Here is a 15,369-nt window from a genome sequence, read left to right on the forward strand (position 1 = left end):
ACGTGGCCTGTCCGCCGTCTTGGTCTTGGGGCGGGCAGGCCATGAGTTTTAGTCCCGGGCGAGCTCCGCGTGGAGCTTCTGGACCCGGGCCCTGATGTCGTCCCGGACCAGGCGCATGCGCTCCATGCCTTCGATGCCGCGCTCCGAAGGCTCGTCCGTTTCCCAGAACTCGAAGCGGGTCCCCTCGTGGGCCTCCAGCTTGGCTTCCGTTCCCAGCACCACCACCACGTCGACGGCGTCCAGCACCTCGTCGGTGACGGGCTTGGGGTGTTCGCCGGTGATGTCCACGCCGAGTTCGGTCAGGGATTCCACGGCCTGCGGGTTGAGGCACGCGCCGGGTTTGGTGCCCGCCGAGTAGACGGTTACGTCCCCGCCGGCGAGCTGCTTCATCAGGCCGGCGGCGAGCTGGGATTTGCCGCCGTTCTTGCTGCAGACGAACAGCACCGAAGGGGTCTTCTGGGTGATGGGTACTTCCTGGGTCATGAGTGCGTTGCTTCCTTTGTGGGTGAGGCGGCCAGGGTTTTGGCCCGGTCGGGCGGCCCAACTGGGTCGCAGTTGTGGGCGTTCTCAAGGCTCAGAACGCCCTCAGCTGCTACCCAGTTGGGCGGGGCGGCTGGGGATTAGCAGCAGCCCTGTCCGTCGTCGCAGCAGCCGTCGTCGCAGCAGCCCGAGTCGCCGCAGCAGCCGGTAGTCATTCAGCTCACCTCCTCCCGGGTTCGGGGTTTTGAGGTTGGCTAGGCCGGGGTCAGTGAGGCGATCAGAGCCTCGACGCGGGTCTTGATCTCGTCGCGGATGGGCCTGACGGAGTCGACGCCCTTGCCGGCCGGGTCCTCCAGAACCCAGTCCTCGTAGCGTTTGCCCGGGAAGTAGGGGCATTCGTCGCCGCAGCCCATGGTGATCACGACGTCGGAGTCCTGCACTGCCTCAGTGGTGAGGATCTTGGGGATTTCGGCGGACATGTCGATGCCCACCTCGGACATGGCTTCCACGGCGGACGGGTTGACCTTGTCGGCGGGCTGGGATCCGGCGGAACGGACCTCGATGGCGCCCTGGGAGAGGCTGCTGAGGAACGCTGCGGCCATCTGGGAGCGGCCGGCGTTGTGGACACAGACGAACAGGACGGAGGGCTTCTGGCTCATGAGAGCACCTTTCGGTCAGCCGCCGGTGCCGCGGACGTTGCGGCGGCGGCGGAAGTTGCGAGGGTGGGGTAAAGGAAGCGGACCAGGACGTACCCGACGGCGCCGCCGGCCAGTTGCGCCAAAACGAACGCCGGAGCCGACGACGGCGCGATGCCGGCAAAGCTGTCAGTGACGGTTCTGGCTATGGTCACCGCCGGGTTGGCGAAGCTGGTGGAGCTGGTGAACCAGTACGCGGCTGTGATGTAGCCGCCGACGGCGAACGCCACCCTGTCCGCCCTGCCGGACCGGACCGTGCCGAAGACAACCAGCAGCAGCCCCGCCGTGGCGATGACCTCCCCCAGCCACAAACCCGCCCCCGTCCGTTCATGCGTGGAGAACGTCACCGCGTCGAGGCCGAACATCGCATTCGCCAGAACGGTGCCGGCAAGGCCACCAAGAAGCTGGGCGCCGATCAGGCCCACTGCGGTTCCGGTGTCGAGCATGCCCAGGGCCCGCTCAACCAGGGTCACCACCGGGTTGAACGACGCCGAGACCGGCTGCAAGGCGACGATCAGCGCCACCAGTGCGGCGCCGGTGGCGAGGCTGTTCTGCAGAAGCTGCAGCCCGGCGTCGTCCGGGGACAGCCGTGAGGCCATCACACCGGACCCCACCACGGCCATCACCAGAAAGGCGGTGCCAAGGAACTCCGCCGTGGCCCGGCGTGCCAGCCCGTTCACTGTGCCTGTCCCCCGATCAGCGCCGCCAGGTTTTGCAGCGCCTCGGTCCGGGCACGGTAGTAAACCCAGACACCGCGCTTTTCACGGTCCAGCAAACCCACCTCGTGCAGGAGCTTCAGGTGGTGGCTGATGGTCGGCTGGGACAGCTCGAACGCGTCATTCAGGTCGCAGACGCAGGCCTCGCCGCCCTCGTGCGAGGCGACCAGGGACATCAGCCGCAGCCGGACCGGGTCAGCCAGTGCCTTCAGCAACGGGGCGATCTGCACCGCCTCGTTCTCGGACAGGGGCTCCCGCGCCAGCGGGGAACAGCAGGCGACGGTCTGGACCGGGGTCAACTCCAAAGACATAGACACATGTAAATATCTACACTCATCTATGTCTTAGGGCAACCCCGAATGCATCCTGCCTATCGGCCAGTAGCGGCGGACGGGTTTCGCTCCCATTCAGTCCGGGAGATCGCATACTCGACGTCGCCGTGTTCATCACCCGGGATGGACACGGGCCAGTCCGCGACGAAGGAACGGACGAGGCGCATCCCGGATTTCTCCATCACCCGTCGCGAGCCCGTGTTCACTGCCATGGTCGAGGCAACCACCCGTTGCACGCCGAACTCGGTAAACCCCTTGGCGATCAGCGCGCGGGAGCCCTCGGTGGCGTATCCCTTTCCCCATGCCTCGCAGCGCAGCCGGTAGCCCAGTTCCGGCTGGTCGGGCGGGTCGCCGGGGGCTGGCCGGTAGTGGAACCAGCCGAGGAAGTCCCCGGTTGATTTCTCCACCGCGGCCCAGAATCCGTAGCCGGCGAATTTCCGGTAGTAGCCCAGGAACGCCGGAAGGTACTCGCCTTCAATCTCTTCCCGCGGCGTGGGCGCGCCGCCGGTGATGTACCGCATCACCCGCGGATCGCCGTCGAGCTCCACGAGCAGGTCTGCGTCGTCGGCAGTGAACTGCCGCAGCACCAACCGCTCGGTCTCCAGGAATATGGGCATGCGGGAATTCTCGCACTCGGCACAGGCAGGGAGCTACTTGCCGGTCAGGTCCTTCCGGCGGAACGTCCCGGCGATGGACAACTTGCGGCCGTATTCGATGGAGCCGTAGCGGAACAGGTGCACGGCCAGGCGCAGGATGAGGATGCCGCCGATGAACACCTCGGCGATCACGATGGCTGACTCCACGGGGCCCAGGGTCCCGAAGCCGTTGCGGAGCAGCGCGGTGACGGGGGCGGTGAGCGGGAAGTAGGTGAAGACCTGCACGATCAGGGCCGTCGGGTCGCTGATGATGAGGCTGACCGCGTAGAAGGGCACGAAAATGAGGGCCATCAGCGGGCCAAAGATGGTGCCGGCCTCCTTGGCCGTGGGCATGATCGCGCCGATGGCCACGAGCACGCCGGTGAACAGCGTGAACCCGCCCAGCAGCAGCAGCGCGCCGGTGATCATCGGGACGGGCTCGAACACCAGGGAGGACAGGTCGAGGTCGGGCAGGGCCACCGAGTCGCGGAACAGGAAGTAGGCGACGGCGATCGGCGTGAGGAACACTCCTATCTGGAGGAGCCCGACGGCGAACAGGGAGATGATCTTGCCGGTGATCAGGGTGGTGGGGTTCAGGGTGGTCAGGATCATCTCCGTGACCCGGTTTTCCTTCTCCTCAAGCGTGCTGTTAAGCATCTGGTTGGACAGCAGGATGATGCTGACGTAGAAAATGACCAGGAACAGCAATGGCGGTATCACTGAGCCGATCCCTCCCGAGACCCGGCCGTCCCGGTATGTTTCGGCGTCGAACTTCACTCCCCCGCTCAGCGCGGCGGTGACTTCCGGTGAATTGACCCTGGACTGGGCAGCGGTGACCAGCAGGTGCTTGGCCACGGCCTCATACTTGCCGTTCTCGAACATGCCCTTGTCCGCGCCGTAGACCTTCACCGGCTCGGTGGCGGGATTCGCCGGGTAGGCGAAGTACGCCTCGCTGCTGCCGTCCTTCACGGACTGGAGCGCGGCGCCGGGGTCGGCGATCAGGGTCCCGCCGACGGCCTGTGCCAGCGGTGCGGGGATGAGGCCCGCGGCGTCGGTGTAGGTGAAGGTCAGAGTCGAGTTCTTCTGGGCGTCGGCGTTTGCCGAGGTGCTGGAATTGCTGGCGTAGACGAGCGCGAAGATGATCGCGAAGACCACCGGGATGGCCAGGGTGGCGATCACGAACCCGCGCTTCTTGATGGTGCGCACGAATTCGAACCCGACGACGGTACCCAGGTTGTGCTGTTTGAATGCTGTCCGTGCCATCGTCCTAGACCTCCGCCATTTCGTGCTGTTCCCCGTACACCTGGATGAAGATCTCCTCCAGGGACGCCCGTGCGGTGCCGAAGCTGCGGACCGCAACGCCGGCTCCGATCAGTTCCCGCAGGACCATGGTTTCGTCCGCCCCGGCAGCCGGGGCCAGCTCCGCGTGCCCGTCGCTGTCACGCACGACGTCGTACAGGTCCGAGGCGGGCAGGATGCCCTCGTAGCCCAGCCGGTACACGGTGCCGCCGAACTGGTCCTGGACTTCGGCGACGGTGCCGTACGCCCGGGAGGTGCCGTCCTTGAGCAGGATGACCCGGTCGCAGAGCCGTTCCACTTCCTCCATCTGGTGCGTGACCATGATGACCGTGGCGCCGGCGAGCTTCTGCTCCTCGATGATGTCCATCAGCAGCCTGCGGTTCACGGGGTCGAAGCCCTTCGTGGGCTCATCGAGGATGAGCAGGTCGGGGTCGTTCATGATCGTGACGCCGAGCTGGACTTTCTGCTGCTGGCCGCCGGAGAGCTTGTCCAGCCGCACCGCTGCCTTGTCGGCCAGGCCCACCCGCTCCAGGTAGGTCTGGGACCAGGCGCGGGCGTGGTGTTTGCTCAGGCCCTTGAGCCGGCCGAAGTAGACCATCACGTCCAGGACGACTTCCTTCTTGTAGAGGCCCCGTTCCTCCGGCAGGTAGCCCAGCCGCGCGCCGTCGCGCGGTTCGAAGACCTTCCCGCCGATGTGCAGGGTTCCGGCGGTGGGCTTGTAAATGCCCAGCAGGGCCCGCAGCGTGGTGGTCTTCCCGGACCCGTTGCTGCCCAGGAACCCGAAGGTTTCCCCGGCCCGGACATCGAAGGACAGGTCTTTGACCACCGTCGTCTCCCCGAAGTCCATACGGAAGTTCTTGATGTGCACAAGCGGCTCGGCCGCGTCCCCCAGCGTCATGAAGCCCAGCCTAGCGGAAGCGATTCAGGCGTCTCGGTTCCGGACGGCGTGCCCATGGCGCAAGCCCAAGGCGAGCCCGTGTTCCTCCAGAGCCGCCTCGATGATCCGGAGCGCTTTGGGCCCCCACTCCATGCAACGCAGCCGTTGTCATCGCAGCTGCCGGTGTTCATGCAGGTCACCGCACGGGAGGGTCTCGTCAGCGCCCGGACTCACGAGTAGCTTGGTGCCATGACCGGAGACTTTGACCTTGACGCCGAAGAATCGCAGGAGATCGCGAACGATCCGCGCCAAATTGGGTACTGGTTCTTCAGAGCGCTGCACGACAGGGCGAGGAACCTCGATGACCTGCATCTGATCGTGACCCCGGAATCCCGTCCGCTCTGGGGAGCCTTCGAAATCGCCGCAGCCCTGCTGGACTCCATCGAAGACCCCGGCATGCTCCAGGAAGCCGTCTACGCCCATGGAGACCTCGATGTCTGCTACATGCGCGTAATCCGCGAAGCCAAGGAACACACGCCGGCCACAATGCTGGACGACCCGCTGCTGATCACGCTCGTGTGGCGGCCCGACCACGGCCGGTGGATGGTCCACGGCTTCGGCGACATGGTGCTCCCGGACAGGGTGCCCCGCGGGGCTTAGGGCCGGTGGTCGTCCATGAGAAGGGAGGCCATGGCCTTGGCGCGGGCAGCGGCACGGGGGTCGCCCTCGGCCGAGGCGACGATGGCTCCCTTGATCAGGATGTGCATGGACCAGGCGAAGTCGTTCGGGTTGTCGAGGCCGGCGGATTCTGCCAGTTCGGCGATCTGTACCCGCGTCTTCTCCAGGTACTGGATGCTCGCCTTCCCGAGAGGGTGGTCGGGGCCCATTTCCATCATCACGTGCAGGAACGAGCTGACTTGGGCCGCGCCCTGGCGGAACCAGTCGTCGAAGACGTCAAAGATCGTCAGCATGGCTGCCCCGTCCCGGGTCCCGTTCCGGGCGATGGCGTCCTCGATTGTGGCCGTGCGTTCCCGGTACCACTGCTCGAGGAAGGCCAGGACGACGTCGTCCTTGGAGTGGAAGTGCCTGTAGAACGTTGCCTTGGCCACCCCTGATACGCGGATCAGCTCGTCGACTCCCACATCGCGGATCCCCCGCAGGGCAAACAACTCGTAGGCGACGCCAACGATTTTGTCCCGGGGACTGCCCGTCGCAGGGCGCCCTGGCTGCCCGTTCCCCTCTGAGGTGTGCACCATCGGATAATACACAATCCGGCTGGGACTAGACAGAACGTTCTGTCTAGGGCTCCGGGTCTGCCTCCTTGCCACTTTCAGGATATAGCCCGCCAGGGGGCTTGCCGCAAGGCCCCTACCCTCGGCCAGAATGGTTGGCCGCGCTTAGTTTTGGGATTGGGGTTTCACATGTTTGACGTGATCATTTGTGGCGGCGGGCCGACGGGGATGATGCTGGCCAGCGAGTTGCGGCTGCACGGGGTGGACGTGCTGGTGCTGGAGAAGGACGCGGATCCGAGCAAGGCCGTCCGCTCGCTGGGCCTGCACGCCCGCAGCATCGAGATCATGGACCAGCGCGGGCTGCTGGACCGGTTCCTCGCCCACGGGCGGCAGTATCCCGGCGTCGGCCGTTTCGCGGGGATCGACAAACCCCTGCCGGCGAACCTGGACACCGCCCACGCCTACATCCTGGGCATCCAGCAACCGGTCACCGACCGCCTGCTGGCCGAGCGCGCCGTCGAGCTCGGCGCAGAAATCCGCCGCGGCTGCGAGGTGACCGGCTTCGAACAAAACGACGACGGCGTGGGCGTCGGGCTCGCTGACGGCACCATGCTCCGCTCGCGCTGGCTGGTCGGCTGCGACGGCGGACGCAGCCTGGTGCGCAGGGAGCTCGGCATCGGCTTCCCCGGCGACCCAGCCACCACCGAGTGGATCCACAGCGAGATGGAGGTGACGACGCCCCCGGACGAACTGGCCGCCGTCGTGGATGAGGTGCGCAAGACCCACCGGGGGTTCGGCGTCGGCCCGGCCGGGAACGGGCTGTACCGCGCCGTGGTGCCCGCGGCGAGCGTGGCCGAGGACCGCACCGTCCCGCCCACGCTCGAAGAGCTGAAGACCCAGCTGCGGGCCTACGCCGGCACTGACTTCGGCGTCCATTCACCCCGCTGGATAACCCGCTTCACCGACGCCACCCGGCTGGCCGAGCAGTACCGCTCGGGCCGGGTGTTCCTCGCCGGCGACGCGGCGCACATCCACCCGCCGCTGGGAGGGCAGGGGCTGAACCTCGGCATCCAGGACTCGTTCAACCTCGGCTGGAAGCTCGCCGCCGAAGTCAACGGCTGGGCGCCGCAGGGGCTCCTGGACACGTACTTCGCCGAGCGCCACCCGGTGGCCGCCGACGTCCTGACCATCACCCGGGCCCAGAGCGAACTGATCTCGCCCGAGCCCGGCCCCCAGGCCGTGCGCCGCCTGATGACCGAACTGATGGACTTCGACGACGTCAGCCGGTTCCTTGCCGAGCGGATCAGTTCGACCGGGATTCGCTACGACTTCGGCGACGGGCCCGAGCTGCTCGGCAGGCGGCTGCGCGACATTCCGCTGTCGCGGGGCCGCCTCTACGAGCTGACGCGCGAAGGCCGCGGGCTCCTGCTGAATCAGACCGGCGGGCTTTCCGTGGCAGGGTGGACGGACCGGGTCGACTATGTTGCGGACACCAGCGGGGAGCTGGACGCCCCCGCGGTGCTGCTCCGGCCGGACGGCCACGTGGCCTGGATCGGCGAAGACCAGGAGGACCTGCTCCGCCACCTGCCAAAATGGTTCGGAGCCGCATCCCATCAAGCGTTTGGATGAGTACATCGGGGGATGTACCTTGAAGGCATGGAAACGCTCACGCAGGCACCGGTGCTGGCCCGGTTCGGTTACGCGGTCTCGGACCCTACCCGCGCCCGGATCCTCCTTGCCCTGTCAGATGGCCCTGGCTATCCGTCGGATCTGGCCGACTCCATTGGGGTGTCCCGGCAGAGCATGTCCAACCACCTGACGTGCCTGCGCGGCTGCGGCCTGGTCGTTGCCGCCCCCGACGGGCGGCGCACCCGGTATGAGCTCGCGGACGGCCGGCTCGGCCATGCGATCAAGGACCTGATCGGCGTCGTCCTCGCAGTGGACCCGGCGTGCTGCGCACCGGACGGGGAGTGCTTCGCATGACGGCGCTGGTTAACGTCCCAAGCCCGGAACGCCGTGCGGTGCTGAATCTTAGGATCCGGCTGTTCGCGGCCGCGACCATCACCTACAACCTCATCGAGGCGGTGGTGGCCCTCTGGGCCGGCGGCGTCGCGGACTCCTCGGCCCTGATCGGCTTCGGACTGGATTCGGTGATCGAGGTTGCGTCCGCGCTGGCGCTGTCATGGCAGTTTTCCGCGAAGGACCCGGAACGGCGCGAGCATCTGACACTGCGGATCATCGCCGCGTCCTTCTTCGCCCTCGCAGCGTTCGTCAGCGTCGATGCGGTCACGTCCCTCGCCGGCGGCGGAGAGGCCCGGCACTCCACCCCGGGGATCGTCATCGCGGCCCTGAGTCTTGCGGTCATGCCGGTCCTGTCCTGGGCGCAGCGCCGCGCGGGCCGGGAACTCGGCTCCAAGACAGCGGTGGCGGATTCCAAGCAGACGCTGTTGTGCACCTATCTCTCTGCGGTGTTGCTGGCGGGGCTGGTCCTGAACAGCACGCTGGGCTGGTGGTGGGCCGATGCCGGCGCCGCGCTGGTGATCGCCGCGGTTGCCGTGCGGGAAGGCATCAACGCCTGGCGCGGGGACGTCTGCTGCACGGTCCCCAACACAGCCGCCACGGCCCACGGCACCGACACCGACACCGACACCGACACCGACAACGATGACTGCTGTGCCGGATGCGCGTCCGAGACCCAGCCGCAGCCGCTGACGCTGCCGCAGCCCCTGACACTGAACCTCCGCCGGAAGGACTGAGCCATGGGCAGCGGACACGACCATTCCCACGGCGCGGCCGGCGCCGCCGGGCAGCGGACCAAACTCCTCATCGTCTTCGGTATCACCTTCGCGGTGATGGTCGCCGAAATCATCGGCTCGGTGCTCACGGGCAGCCTGGCGCTGCTGGCGGACGCCGGGCACATGTTCACGGACTCGGCGGGGCTGCTGATCGCGCTGATCGCCGCATCGCTGGCATTGAAACCCGCCACGCTGAAGCGCACCTGGGGCTACAAGCGAGCCGAAATCGTTGCCGCCGCCGGACAGGCAGCCCTGCTGCTCGGCGTCGGCGGCTTCGTCATCGTCGAAGGCATCCGCCGGCTCATCGAACCCCAGGAGGTCGGCGGGTCCACGATGCTGTGGTTCGGCATCATCGGCCTGGCCGGCAACGCCGTCGGGCTTCTGGTACTGGCCTCGGGCCGGCACCACAACTTCAACATGAAGGCGGCGTTCCTCGAGGTCCTCAACGACGCCCTCGGGTCGGTGGCCGTCATCGCCGCCGCGGTCATCATCGCCCTGACCGGCTGGACCCGGACCGACGCCGTCGTGTCCCTGCTGATCGGCGCGCTGATCATTCCCCGCACCCTGAAACTGCTGCGCGACACCACCGACGTGCTGATGGAAAACGTGCCCCGCGGCCTGGACCTGGCCAAGGTCCGCGAACACATCCTGGCCCTGCCGCACGTCATCGACGTCCACGACCTGCATGCCTCCCTCGTGGCCTCCGGAACACCGGTCCTCTCCGCCCACGTCACCGTCCAGGACATGTGCATGCGGGACGGCCACGCGGCCGGCATCCTCGCGGACCTGCAACGCTGCGTCGCCGAACACTTCGACGTCAGCGTCGAACACTCCACCTTCCAGATCGAACCCGCCGCCCACCGCGACCAGGAAAGCCTGCCCCACTGATGACGCCAGCACCCCGGGCCGCCACCATGCCTGCCGACGCCACGAAGCCCGCCAGCGCCGCCAAAAAAGTCCGCATCATGCTCTGGGTACTGCTCGCTTTCATCGTCGCCGCCGGGGTGGTCGGGTACGCCGTGCTGACGTCCACCAGGCCCGCCCCCACCGCCGCGGCACCCGCCGCCGACGCACAGCTCGTCCGCGAGGACAGCCACCGCGTCACCACCCCGGCCACCGAGAAGGCCCAGCTGGTGGAGTTCCTGGACTTCGAATGCGAATCCTGCCGCGCCGCCGTGCCCCTGGTGGAGGAACTGAAGAAGGAATACGGGGACCGGATCACGTTCGTCAACCGCTACTTCCCGCTGCCCGGCCACCGGAACTCCGGGACCGCCGCCCTCGCCGTGGAAGCCGCCGCCCAGCAGGGCAAATACCAGCAGATGTACGCCAGGATGTTCGAAACCCAGCCGCAGTGGGGTGAGAAGCAGGACTCGCAGGCCGCCCTGTTCCGCACATACGCCCAGGACCTCGGGCTGGACATGGCCAAGTACGACGCCGCCGTCGCGGCCGAGGCCACCAAGGACCGGATCCGCGAAGACATCGCGGACGGCAAAGCCCTTGGCGTCACCGGCACCCCGACGTTCTTCCTCAACGGCGAAAAGCTCACCCTCAACACCGAGGAGCAGTTCCGCCAACTCCTCGACGACGCCGCCAAATAACCTTGGGCTTCTGCGGTGAAGTACGACGGCGGCCCGGACGTTTTGTCCTGAAGCGACGGTCCCAGCCAGGCATGGGAGGCGGACCCCGGAGCGAGGATTTCCTGCGCCCCTGAAGTCAGAAGTGACGCTTTAGCTGCTTGCGCCGGAGGCGATGACGCCGGCACCAAGGGCAGCAATGATGCCACTGCTGACGCGTTCGACGCCGGTGCTCACCTTGGGGCGCCGCAGCCACGCCATTGCCTTGTACGCGATGAGCGCGACGACGGCCAGGTAGGCGAACCCGATGACCGCCTCCACTGCACCCAGGATCATCGCGGTGCCCATGGTGTCACCGCCCTGCGGGATGAACTGCGGAACCACTGCCAGGTAGAAGAGGCCCACCTTGGGGTTGAGCAGCGTGGACAGCGCCCCCGCGCCGAGGCCCGCCAGGTTGCTGTGGCGGAGCGCGCCTCCTTCGTTGCCACCTGCCAGGCCGTCCTTTGCTGCCTTCCGCGTTTTCAGGAACGAGGAAATTCCGAGGTACAGCAGGTAGAGGCCGCCAGCGATCTTGAGCCAGCGGAACACCTCGGCTGACTGTTCCAGGATCGCTGCCAGTCCGACGCCCACAAGGGCGGCCCACACGATGGCGGCAGCCGCCGAGCCCGCCGCAGCCGCAATGCCTGCGCTGGGACGGTTCAGAGCGATACGCAGCACCAGGAACGTGTCCGGGCCGGGCGTTAGGGACAGAATGAGGCACAGTCCGGCAAAGGCCGCGAGCGAAGCGAGGGTCATGGTGAGGATTATCCCTGAAAATGCCCTCTACACCCAAGGCGCCGGCGCCGCGGGAACCACCGACTGCGGCACGCCACGGCGGTATGGTGGGGTGACGCCCAGCCCGTCCCTGTGATTGGCGGCAGGCCGAACAACGTACCGCGGGCGTGTCCGCGTGGAGGCGTAGCTGCAATGAGTGAGGCTGGAGTCATGGATTTTCGGCACGTCATTGAGACGATTGGACAGTTTGTTGACTTCGCCGGTGTGGCCGTCATGGTGATCGGCGCCCTGGTGTCGGTGGTGCTGGCATTACGGGGCCATCAGCCGCGGAATCTTCCCGCCGGCGCCGGACGTCTGAGCTTCTACCGTTCCTACCGCCAACTGCTCGGCAGATCCATCCTGTTGGGCCTTGAACTGCTCGTAGCGGCCGACATCATACGCACGGTGGCCGTTACACCCACCTTCGAAACTGTTGGCGTCCTGGCCCTCATCGTGCTTATCCGCACGTTCCTCAGTTTCTCTCTCGAGCTGGAAATCACCGGACGATGGCCCTGGCAGAAAGAACCGCGCACCTCCGGCGATCCTGCTGACGTGCCTGCCGGCTAACGGGCCGGGCTGGCTTAGGATCACCCCCCAATTTGGTGTCCTAAGGCAACATCAGCAGGTCTGTTCCGACCTTTTCCCAACGTGCGCTGACCACAATTGACTTCGTCCCGGACAAAGCCCTCCCACCCTGAACCATCGGTCCAGCCGACACTGGAGTGCAGAATGATGAAACAGCTCTTCAGATTTGCGGTTGCGGGCGGCATCACCGCGTCGCTGATATGCGCGTTGGCGGTCGGAGCCGTGCCGGCCCAGGCGGCGACGTGCCAGCCAGGAACCGCCGCCCCGGCCGACACGAACCCGGGAACAACGGTCATGGCCGACAATTTTGAATCCGGGACCCTGGCCGGGTTCACGGCCACCACCGGAGGCACCGGAACCGCTGCCGTTTCCTCGGTCCGGGCCCATTCGGGGACCTGCGCCGCCTTCCTGCATGCCACCACTGACGCGGGCTCGGTGGCCAAGCTGCAGGTGCCCCTGCCGGCAGGCACAGTGACGGCCTTTGCCAACGGCTGGTTCAACATCACCCAGGCCGGGGTGGCCGGAAACGACGTCCCGTACTTCCGGTTTTTCTCCGGCAGCCTGCGGGTGGCCGATATCTACCGCTACAACTCGAGCGGGCAGCTCTGGCTCCGCGTCACCTCCCCTACCGGAGCCTTTGTCTATACCCGGCTGGTCTCGTCGAGTATCCCGCTGAGCACCTGGCACCACGTGGTGATGCGGGTGACCGCGAACGGCCTGGGGACCGACGTGCAGGTGGAGTTCGACGGGACCTCCGTGTTCTCCAGCAACCAGGTGGCCAGCACGGCCACCACCCTGGGCACGGTCCAGGTGGGCGCGGAACACGACAGGCAGATGGGCGACAGCTTCATTGACGATGTCCTCATCAAGGCCTCCACCTCGGCCAGCCCCACTCCGCCCCCTCCCCCGCCGCCCAGCACCATTTCATCCATCCGCAGCGCCGCGGACGTGGTGGCGGCCGATCCTGGCGGCGTGCTGTGGGACTACCCGGCCACCGGCAAGGGAGGGTTGCAGCCCAGGCAAAGAATCGGCGTCGGCTGGTCCGCGCTGGCCAGAGGGTTCGTGACGGACTGGAACAGCGACGGCATCTTCGACATCATCGCGCAGTGGAAGGACGGGCGGCTGAGCTTCTACCCCGGAAGGCGCGGCGGCGGGTTCTCCGCGGCCCAGGCCATCGGCACCGGCTGGGGCAGCTTCCACATCACGGTCGGCCACTGGCGCAAGACCGACCAGTATCCCGGAATCCTCGCCTACGACGCCGCCGGGACGCTCTGGTACTACGGCAACACGACCGGATCACGGCTGTCACCCCGTATCAGGACCGGGGCCGGCTGGCGGGGCCTGTACCTCACCATGACCGACTTCGACCAGAACGGGGCGCAGGACCTGCTGGCCAAACGCACCGACGGCACGCTTGTGCTGTACCGCTCCAACGGCACCGGCGGCTTCGTCGCCGAAGCCCGGCGCACGGTGGGCGCCGGCTGGAACAGCATCAACAGCATCACCGCCGTCGCCGGTTTCACCACCGGAAGCTCAGGGCTCATGACCCGGCTCACCGACGGCCGCCTGGCCCACTACCCCTTCACAAAGGGCACCTGGGGCCCACGGACCATCGAGGGCGCAGGCTGGAGCAGCTACAACATCCTGCGGTAGCCGAGGAGCTATTTCAACGGTGCTGCCTTCTTGCCGCGGCGGTGCTTGAGGTACTCGATGCCCCACGGCAGCACGGAGACCAGCACCATGACGACGGCGATGACGTCGATGTTCCTGGCCACGATCTCAAAGTGCCCCAGCCAGGTGCCCAGCAGCGTCACGGACGCGGCCCACGCAAGGGCGCCAACGACGTTCCAGAGCGTGAAGGACTTGTACTCGTAGCGGGCGATGCCGGCGGTCAGCGGCGCGTAGGTCCTGATGATGGGGACGAACCGGGCCAGCACGATCGCGGGCCCGCCGTGGCGGCGGTAAAAGTCCTCCGTCTTGTCCAGATGGGAGGTTTTCAGGATTCTTGCGTCGTCCTTGAACCAGCGGCGGCCGAACTTCCGTCCCAGCATGTAGCCCACCTGGTCCCCGGCGACGGCGGCCGCGGTGATGACGCCGATGAGCACCGGAAGCGCCAGGCTCAGCTGCTGGTGCAGCAGCCCGGCCGTGAAGAGCAGGGAGTCGCCGGGCAGGAACGGGAACAGAACGCCCGATTCGATGAAGATTATCAGGGCGATCACGGACAGGGTTGCCGGCCCCAGGCCTTGGAGCAGTGCGGCCGGATCCAGCAGGGACGTGATCCCGGGCGCCGCGGCCGGGGCAAGGGCAAGGGCGGTGTGCAGAGTGAGCATGGAGGTGGCTTCCTGGGAAAAGGCACCCAAGTAACTCGCAGTTGTTGTCGTTTTGAGGGCTCAAAACGACAACTATTGCCAGCCAGTTGGGAGGGGCTGCGACCTCACTGTCGCCTCACTCCACTGTCCCTTCTGTACCTCCGAGAATCCTGTGAAGCGTCAGGCAGTCGCCACCGGCAGGTCGACGGCGTGCGAGTACTGTGACCAGCCGCCCACAAAGAGCCTGCCGCGGCCCAGTCCCAGATGCTCGAGCACCAGCAGGTTGTGGCAGGCCGTCACGCCCGAGCCGCAGTAGCTCACCGTCCTGTCGGCCGATTCAATGCCCGCCCGCTGGAAGTTCCCCAGCAGCTGCGCCTCGGACAGCAGCTGGCCACCCGCGTCAAGGTTCTTGCGGCACGGAACGTTCTGTGCCCCGGGGATGTGGCCGGGCCGTGGGTCCACCGGATCGTGCTGCCCCAGGTACCTGTCCAGGTTGCGGGCGTCGATCACCTGAAATGCGGGGCTGGTGGCGTCACTGATGTCCGCCAGCAAGTGCTCTGGCCAGGGGCGCTCCGTGAAGTTGGAGCGGACCGCGGCCGCGGCTTCCGTTTCCAGCGGGCCAGCGTAGGAGGCGATGCCGCCGTCCAGCACGGCCGCGTGGTGGCCGGTGGCCCTAAGCATCCACACCAGACGGGCAGCGATGACGCCGCCGGCGTCGTCGTACGCCACCACCAGATCAGAGTCCTCGATGCCGCACTCCTGCATGCCCGCGGCAAACACTGCGGGATCCGGCAGCGGGTTCCGTCCCCCGTCTTCCGAGGCAGGCCCGGACAGCCACCGGTCCAGGTCCACGAACACGGCACCGGGCAGATGGCCCCGGTCATACGCGTCCCGGCCGGCGGCGCCGTCGAGATACCAGCGCGTGTCCGCCAGCACAATCCGCCGCTGCTGCCCGGCGCACCAATCGAGATCGACGAACGGCGGGATCAGGCGGTTCTCTTCCATGAGCACAGCCTAGGCCGGTGTC

Annotated in this window: 19 protein-coding genes; 8 read left to right on the forward strand and 11 right to left on the reverse strand. The window is 66.9% G+C overall.

Annotated features, from left to right (window positions below):
• Nucleotides 1-48 precede the first annotated feature (48 nt).
• From ACFRAU_RS09095 to ACFRAU_RS09125, 7 genes are all read right to left on the reverse strand, one after another.
• Entirely contained in the window at nt 49-483 is a 435-nt protein-coding gene (locus ACFRAU_RS09095; RefSeq protein ID WP_377999640.1) for a low molecular weight phosphatase family protein, read from the reverse strand.
• 251 nt (nt 484-734) lie between these two features.
• Nucleotides 735-1,139 (reverse strand): arsenate reductase ArsC, encoded by a 405-nt coding sequence (locus ACFRAU_RS09100; protein ID WP_377999641.1) that lies wholly within the window; start codon nt 1,137-1,139, stop codon nt 735-737.
• Nucleotides 1,136-1,855 carry an aquaporin gene (locus tag ACFRAU_RS09105; RefSeq protein ID WP_377999642.1) on the reverse strand — a complete coding sequence of 240 codons (720 nt, stop codon included), beginning with the start codon at nt 1,853-1,855 and terminating at the stop codon, nt 1,136-1,138. Before ACFRAU_RS09105 ends, ACFRAU_RS09100 begins: the two co-directional genes overlap by 4 nt.
• A complete protein-coding gene (locus ACFRAU_RS09110) occupies nt 1,852-2,202 on the reverse strand; it encodes a metalloregulator ArsR/SmtB family transcription factor (RefSeq protein WP_377993573.1) in 351 nt (116 codons plus the stop codon). The genes ACFRAU_RS09105 and ACFRAU_RS09110 overlap by 4 nt, the downstream gene beginning before the upstream one ends.
• 59 nt (nt 2,203-2,261) lie before the next feature.
• A complete protein-coding gene (locus ACFRAU_RS09115) occupies nt 2,262-2,840 on the reverse strand; it encodes a GNAT family N-acetyltransferase (RefSeq protein WP_377999643.1) in 579 nt (192 codons plus the stop codon).
• Between the two features lie 33 nt (nt 2,841-2,873).
• A complete protein-coding gene (locus ACFRAU_RS09120) occupies nt 2,874-4,121 on the reverse strand; it encodes an ABC transporter permease (RefSeq protein ID WP_377999644.1) in 1,248 nt (415 codons plus the stop codon).
• A gap of 4 nt (nt 4,122-4,125) precedes the next feature.
• Nucleotides 4,126-5,055: an ABC transporter ATP-binding protein gene (locus ACFRAU_RS09125; RefSeq protein WP_377993570.1), complete on the reverse strand. Its 930-nt coding sequence runs from the start codon at nt 5,053-5,055 to the stop codon at nt 4,126-4,128.
• 228 nt (nt 5,056-5,283) lie between these two features.
• Here ACFRAU_RS09125 and ACFRAU_RS09130 point away from each other — a divergent pair, with 228 nt between their 5' ends.
• On the forward strand, nt 5,284-5,694 hold the full coding sequence (locus tag ACFRAU_RS09130) for a hypothetical protein (RefSeq protein WP_377993569.1): 411 nt from the start codon (nt 5,284-5,286) through the stop codon (nt 5,692-5,694).
• On the opposite strand, the gene ACFRAU_RS09135 is transcribed toward ACFRAU_RS09130, so the two are convergent.
• On the reverse strand, nt 5,691-6,290 hold the full coding sequence (locus tag ACFRAU_RS09135) for a TetR/AcrR family transcriptional regulator (protein ID WP_377993568.1): 600 nt from the start codon (nt 6,288-6,290) through the stop codon (nt 5,691-5,693). The genes ACFRAU_RS09130 and ACFRAU_RS09135 overlap by 4 nt on opposite strands.
• A 165-nt stretch (nt 6,291-6,455) precedes the next feature.
• Between ACFRAU_RS09135 and rox the strand changes: the two genes are divergently transcribed.
• Genes rox through ACFRAU_RS09160 form a run of 5 tightly spaced genes read left to right on the forward strand, consistent with a single transcriptional unit; the run spans nt 6,456 to nt 10,659 of the window.
• On the forward strand, nt 6,456-7,895 hold the full coding sequence (rox, locus tag ACFRAU_RS09140; protein WP_377999645.1) for a rifampin monooxygenase: 1,440 nt from the start codon (nt 6,456-6,458) through the stop codon (nt 7,893-7,895).
• Between the two features lie 27 nt (nt 7,896-7,922).
• A complete protein-coding gene (locus tag ACFRAU_RS09145; protein ID WP_377999646.1) occupies nt 7,923-8,249 on the forward strand; it encodes an ArsR/SmtB family transcription factor in 327 nt (108 codons plus the stop codon).
• The gene (locus tag ACFRAU_RS09150) at nt 8,246-9,022 is read left to right on the forward strand and encodes a cation transporter (RefSeq protein ID WP_377999647.1); all 777 of its coding nucleotides are present in this window, start codon (nt 8,246-8,248) and stop codon (nt 9,020-9,022) included. The genes ACFRAU_RS09145 and ACFRAU_RS09150 overlap by 4 nt, the downstream gene beginning before the upstream one ends.
• 3 nt (nt 9,023-9,025) lie before the next feature.
• Entirely contained in the window at nt 9,026-9,949 is a 924-nt protein-coding gene (locus ACFRAU_RS09155; protein ID WP_377999648.1) for a cation diffusion facilitator family transporter, read from the forward strand.
• Nucleotides 9,950-9,975: 26 nt separating this feature from the next.
• The gene (locus ACFRAU_RS09160; RefSeq protein ID WP_377999724.1) at nt 9,976-10,659 is read left to right on the forward strand and encodes a DsbA family protein; all 684 of its coding nucleotides are present in this window, start codon (nt 9,976-9,978) and stop codon (nt 10,657-10,659) included.
• A gap of 129 nt (nt 10,660-10,788) precedes the next feature.
• Here the strand turns inward: ACFRAU_RS09160 and ACFRAU_RS09165 are convergent, their stop codons facing one another.
• Nucleotides 10,789-11,430, reverse strand: coding sequence for a LysE family translocator (locus ACFRAU_RS09165; protein WP_377999649.1), 642 nt, complete (start codon nt 11,428-11,430; stop codon nt 10,789-10,791).
• A gap of 189 nt (nt 11,431-11,619) precedes the next feature.
• Between ACFRAU_RS09165 and ACFRAU_RS09170 the strand changes: the two genes are divergently transcribed.
• Both ACFRAU_RS09170 and ACFRAU_RS09175 read left to right on the forward strand, forming a co-directional pair.
• Nucleotides 11,620-12,015, forward strand: a complete 396-nt coding sequence (locus ACFRAU_RS09170) for a DUF1622 domain-containing protein (RefSeq protein ID WP_377999650.1) — start codon at nt 11,620-11,622, stop codon at nt 12,013-12,015.
• A gap of 162 nt (nt 12,016-12,177) precedes the next feature.
• Nucleotides 12,178-13,686 (forward strand): hypothetical protein, encoded by a 1,509-nt coding sequence (locus tag ACFRAU_RS09175; protein ID WP_377999651.1) that lies wholly within the window; start codon nt 12,178-12,180, stop codon nt 13,684-13,686.
• Nucleotides 13,687-13,694: 8 nt separating this feature from the next.
• Here the strand turns inward: ACFRAU_RS09175 and ACFRAU_RS09180 are convergent, their stop codons facing one another.
• Entirely contained in the window at nt 13,695-14,363 is a 669-nt protein-coding gene (locus ACFRAU_RS09180) for a VTT domain-containing protein (RefSeq protein WP_377999652.1), read from the reverse strand.
• A gap of 159 nt (nt 14,364-14,522) precedes the next feature.
• Entirely contained in the window at nt 14,523-15,347 is an 825-nt protein-coding gene (locus ACFRAU_RS09185; protein ID WP_377999653.1) for a sulfurtransferase, read from the reverse strand.
• Nucleotides 15,348-15,369 lie beyond the last annotated feature (22 nt).

The sequence above is a fragment of the Arthrobacter sp. NPDC056691 genome, assembly GCF_042791415.1.
Classification (GTDB): Bacteria; Actinomycetota; Actinomycetes; order Actinomycetales; family Micrococcaceae; genus Arthrobacter.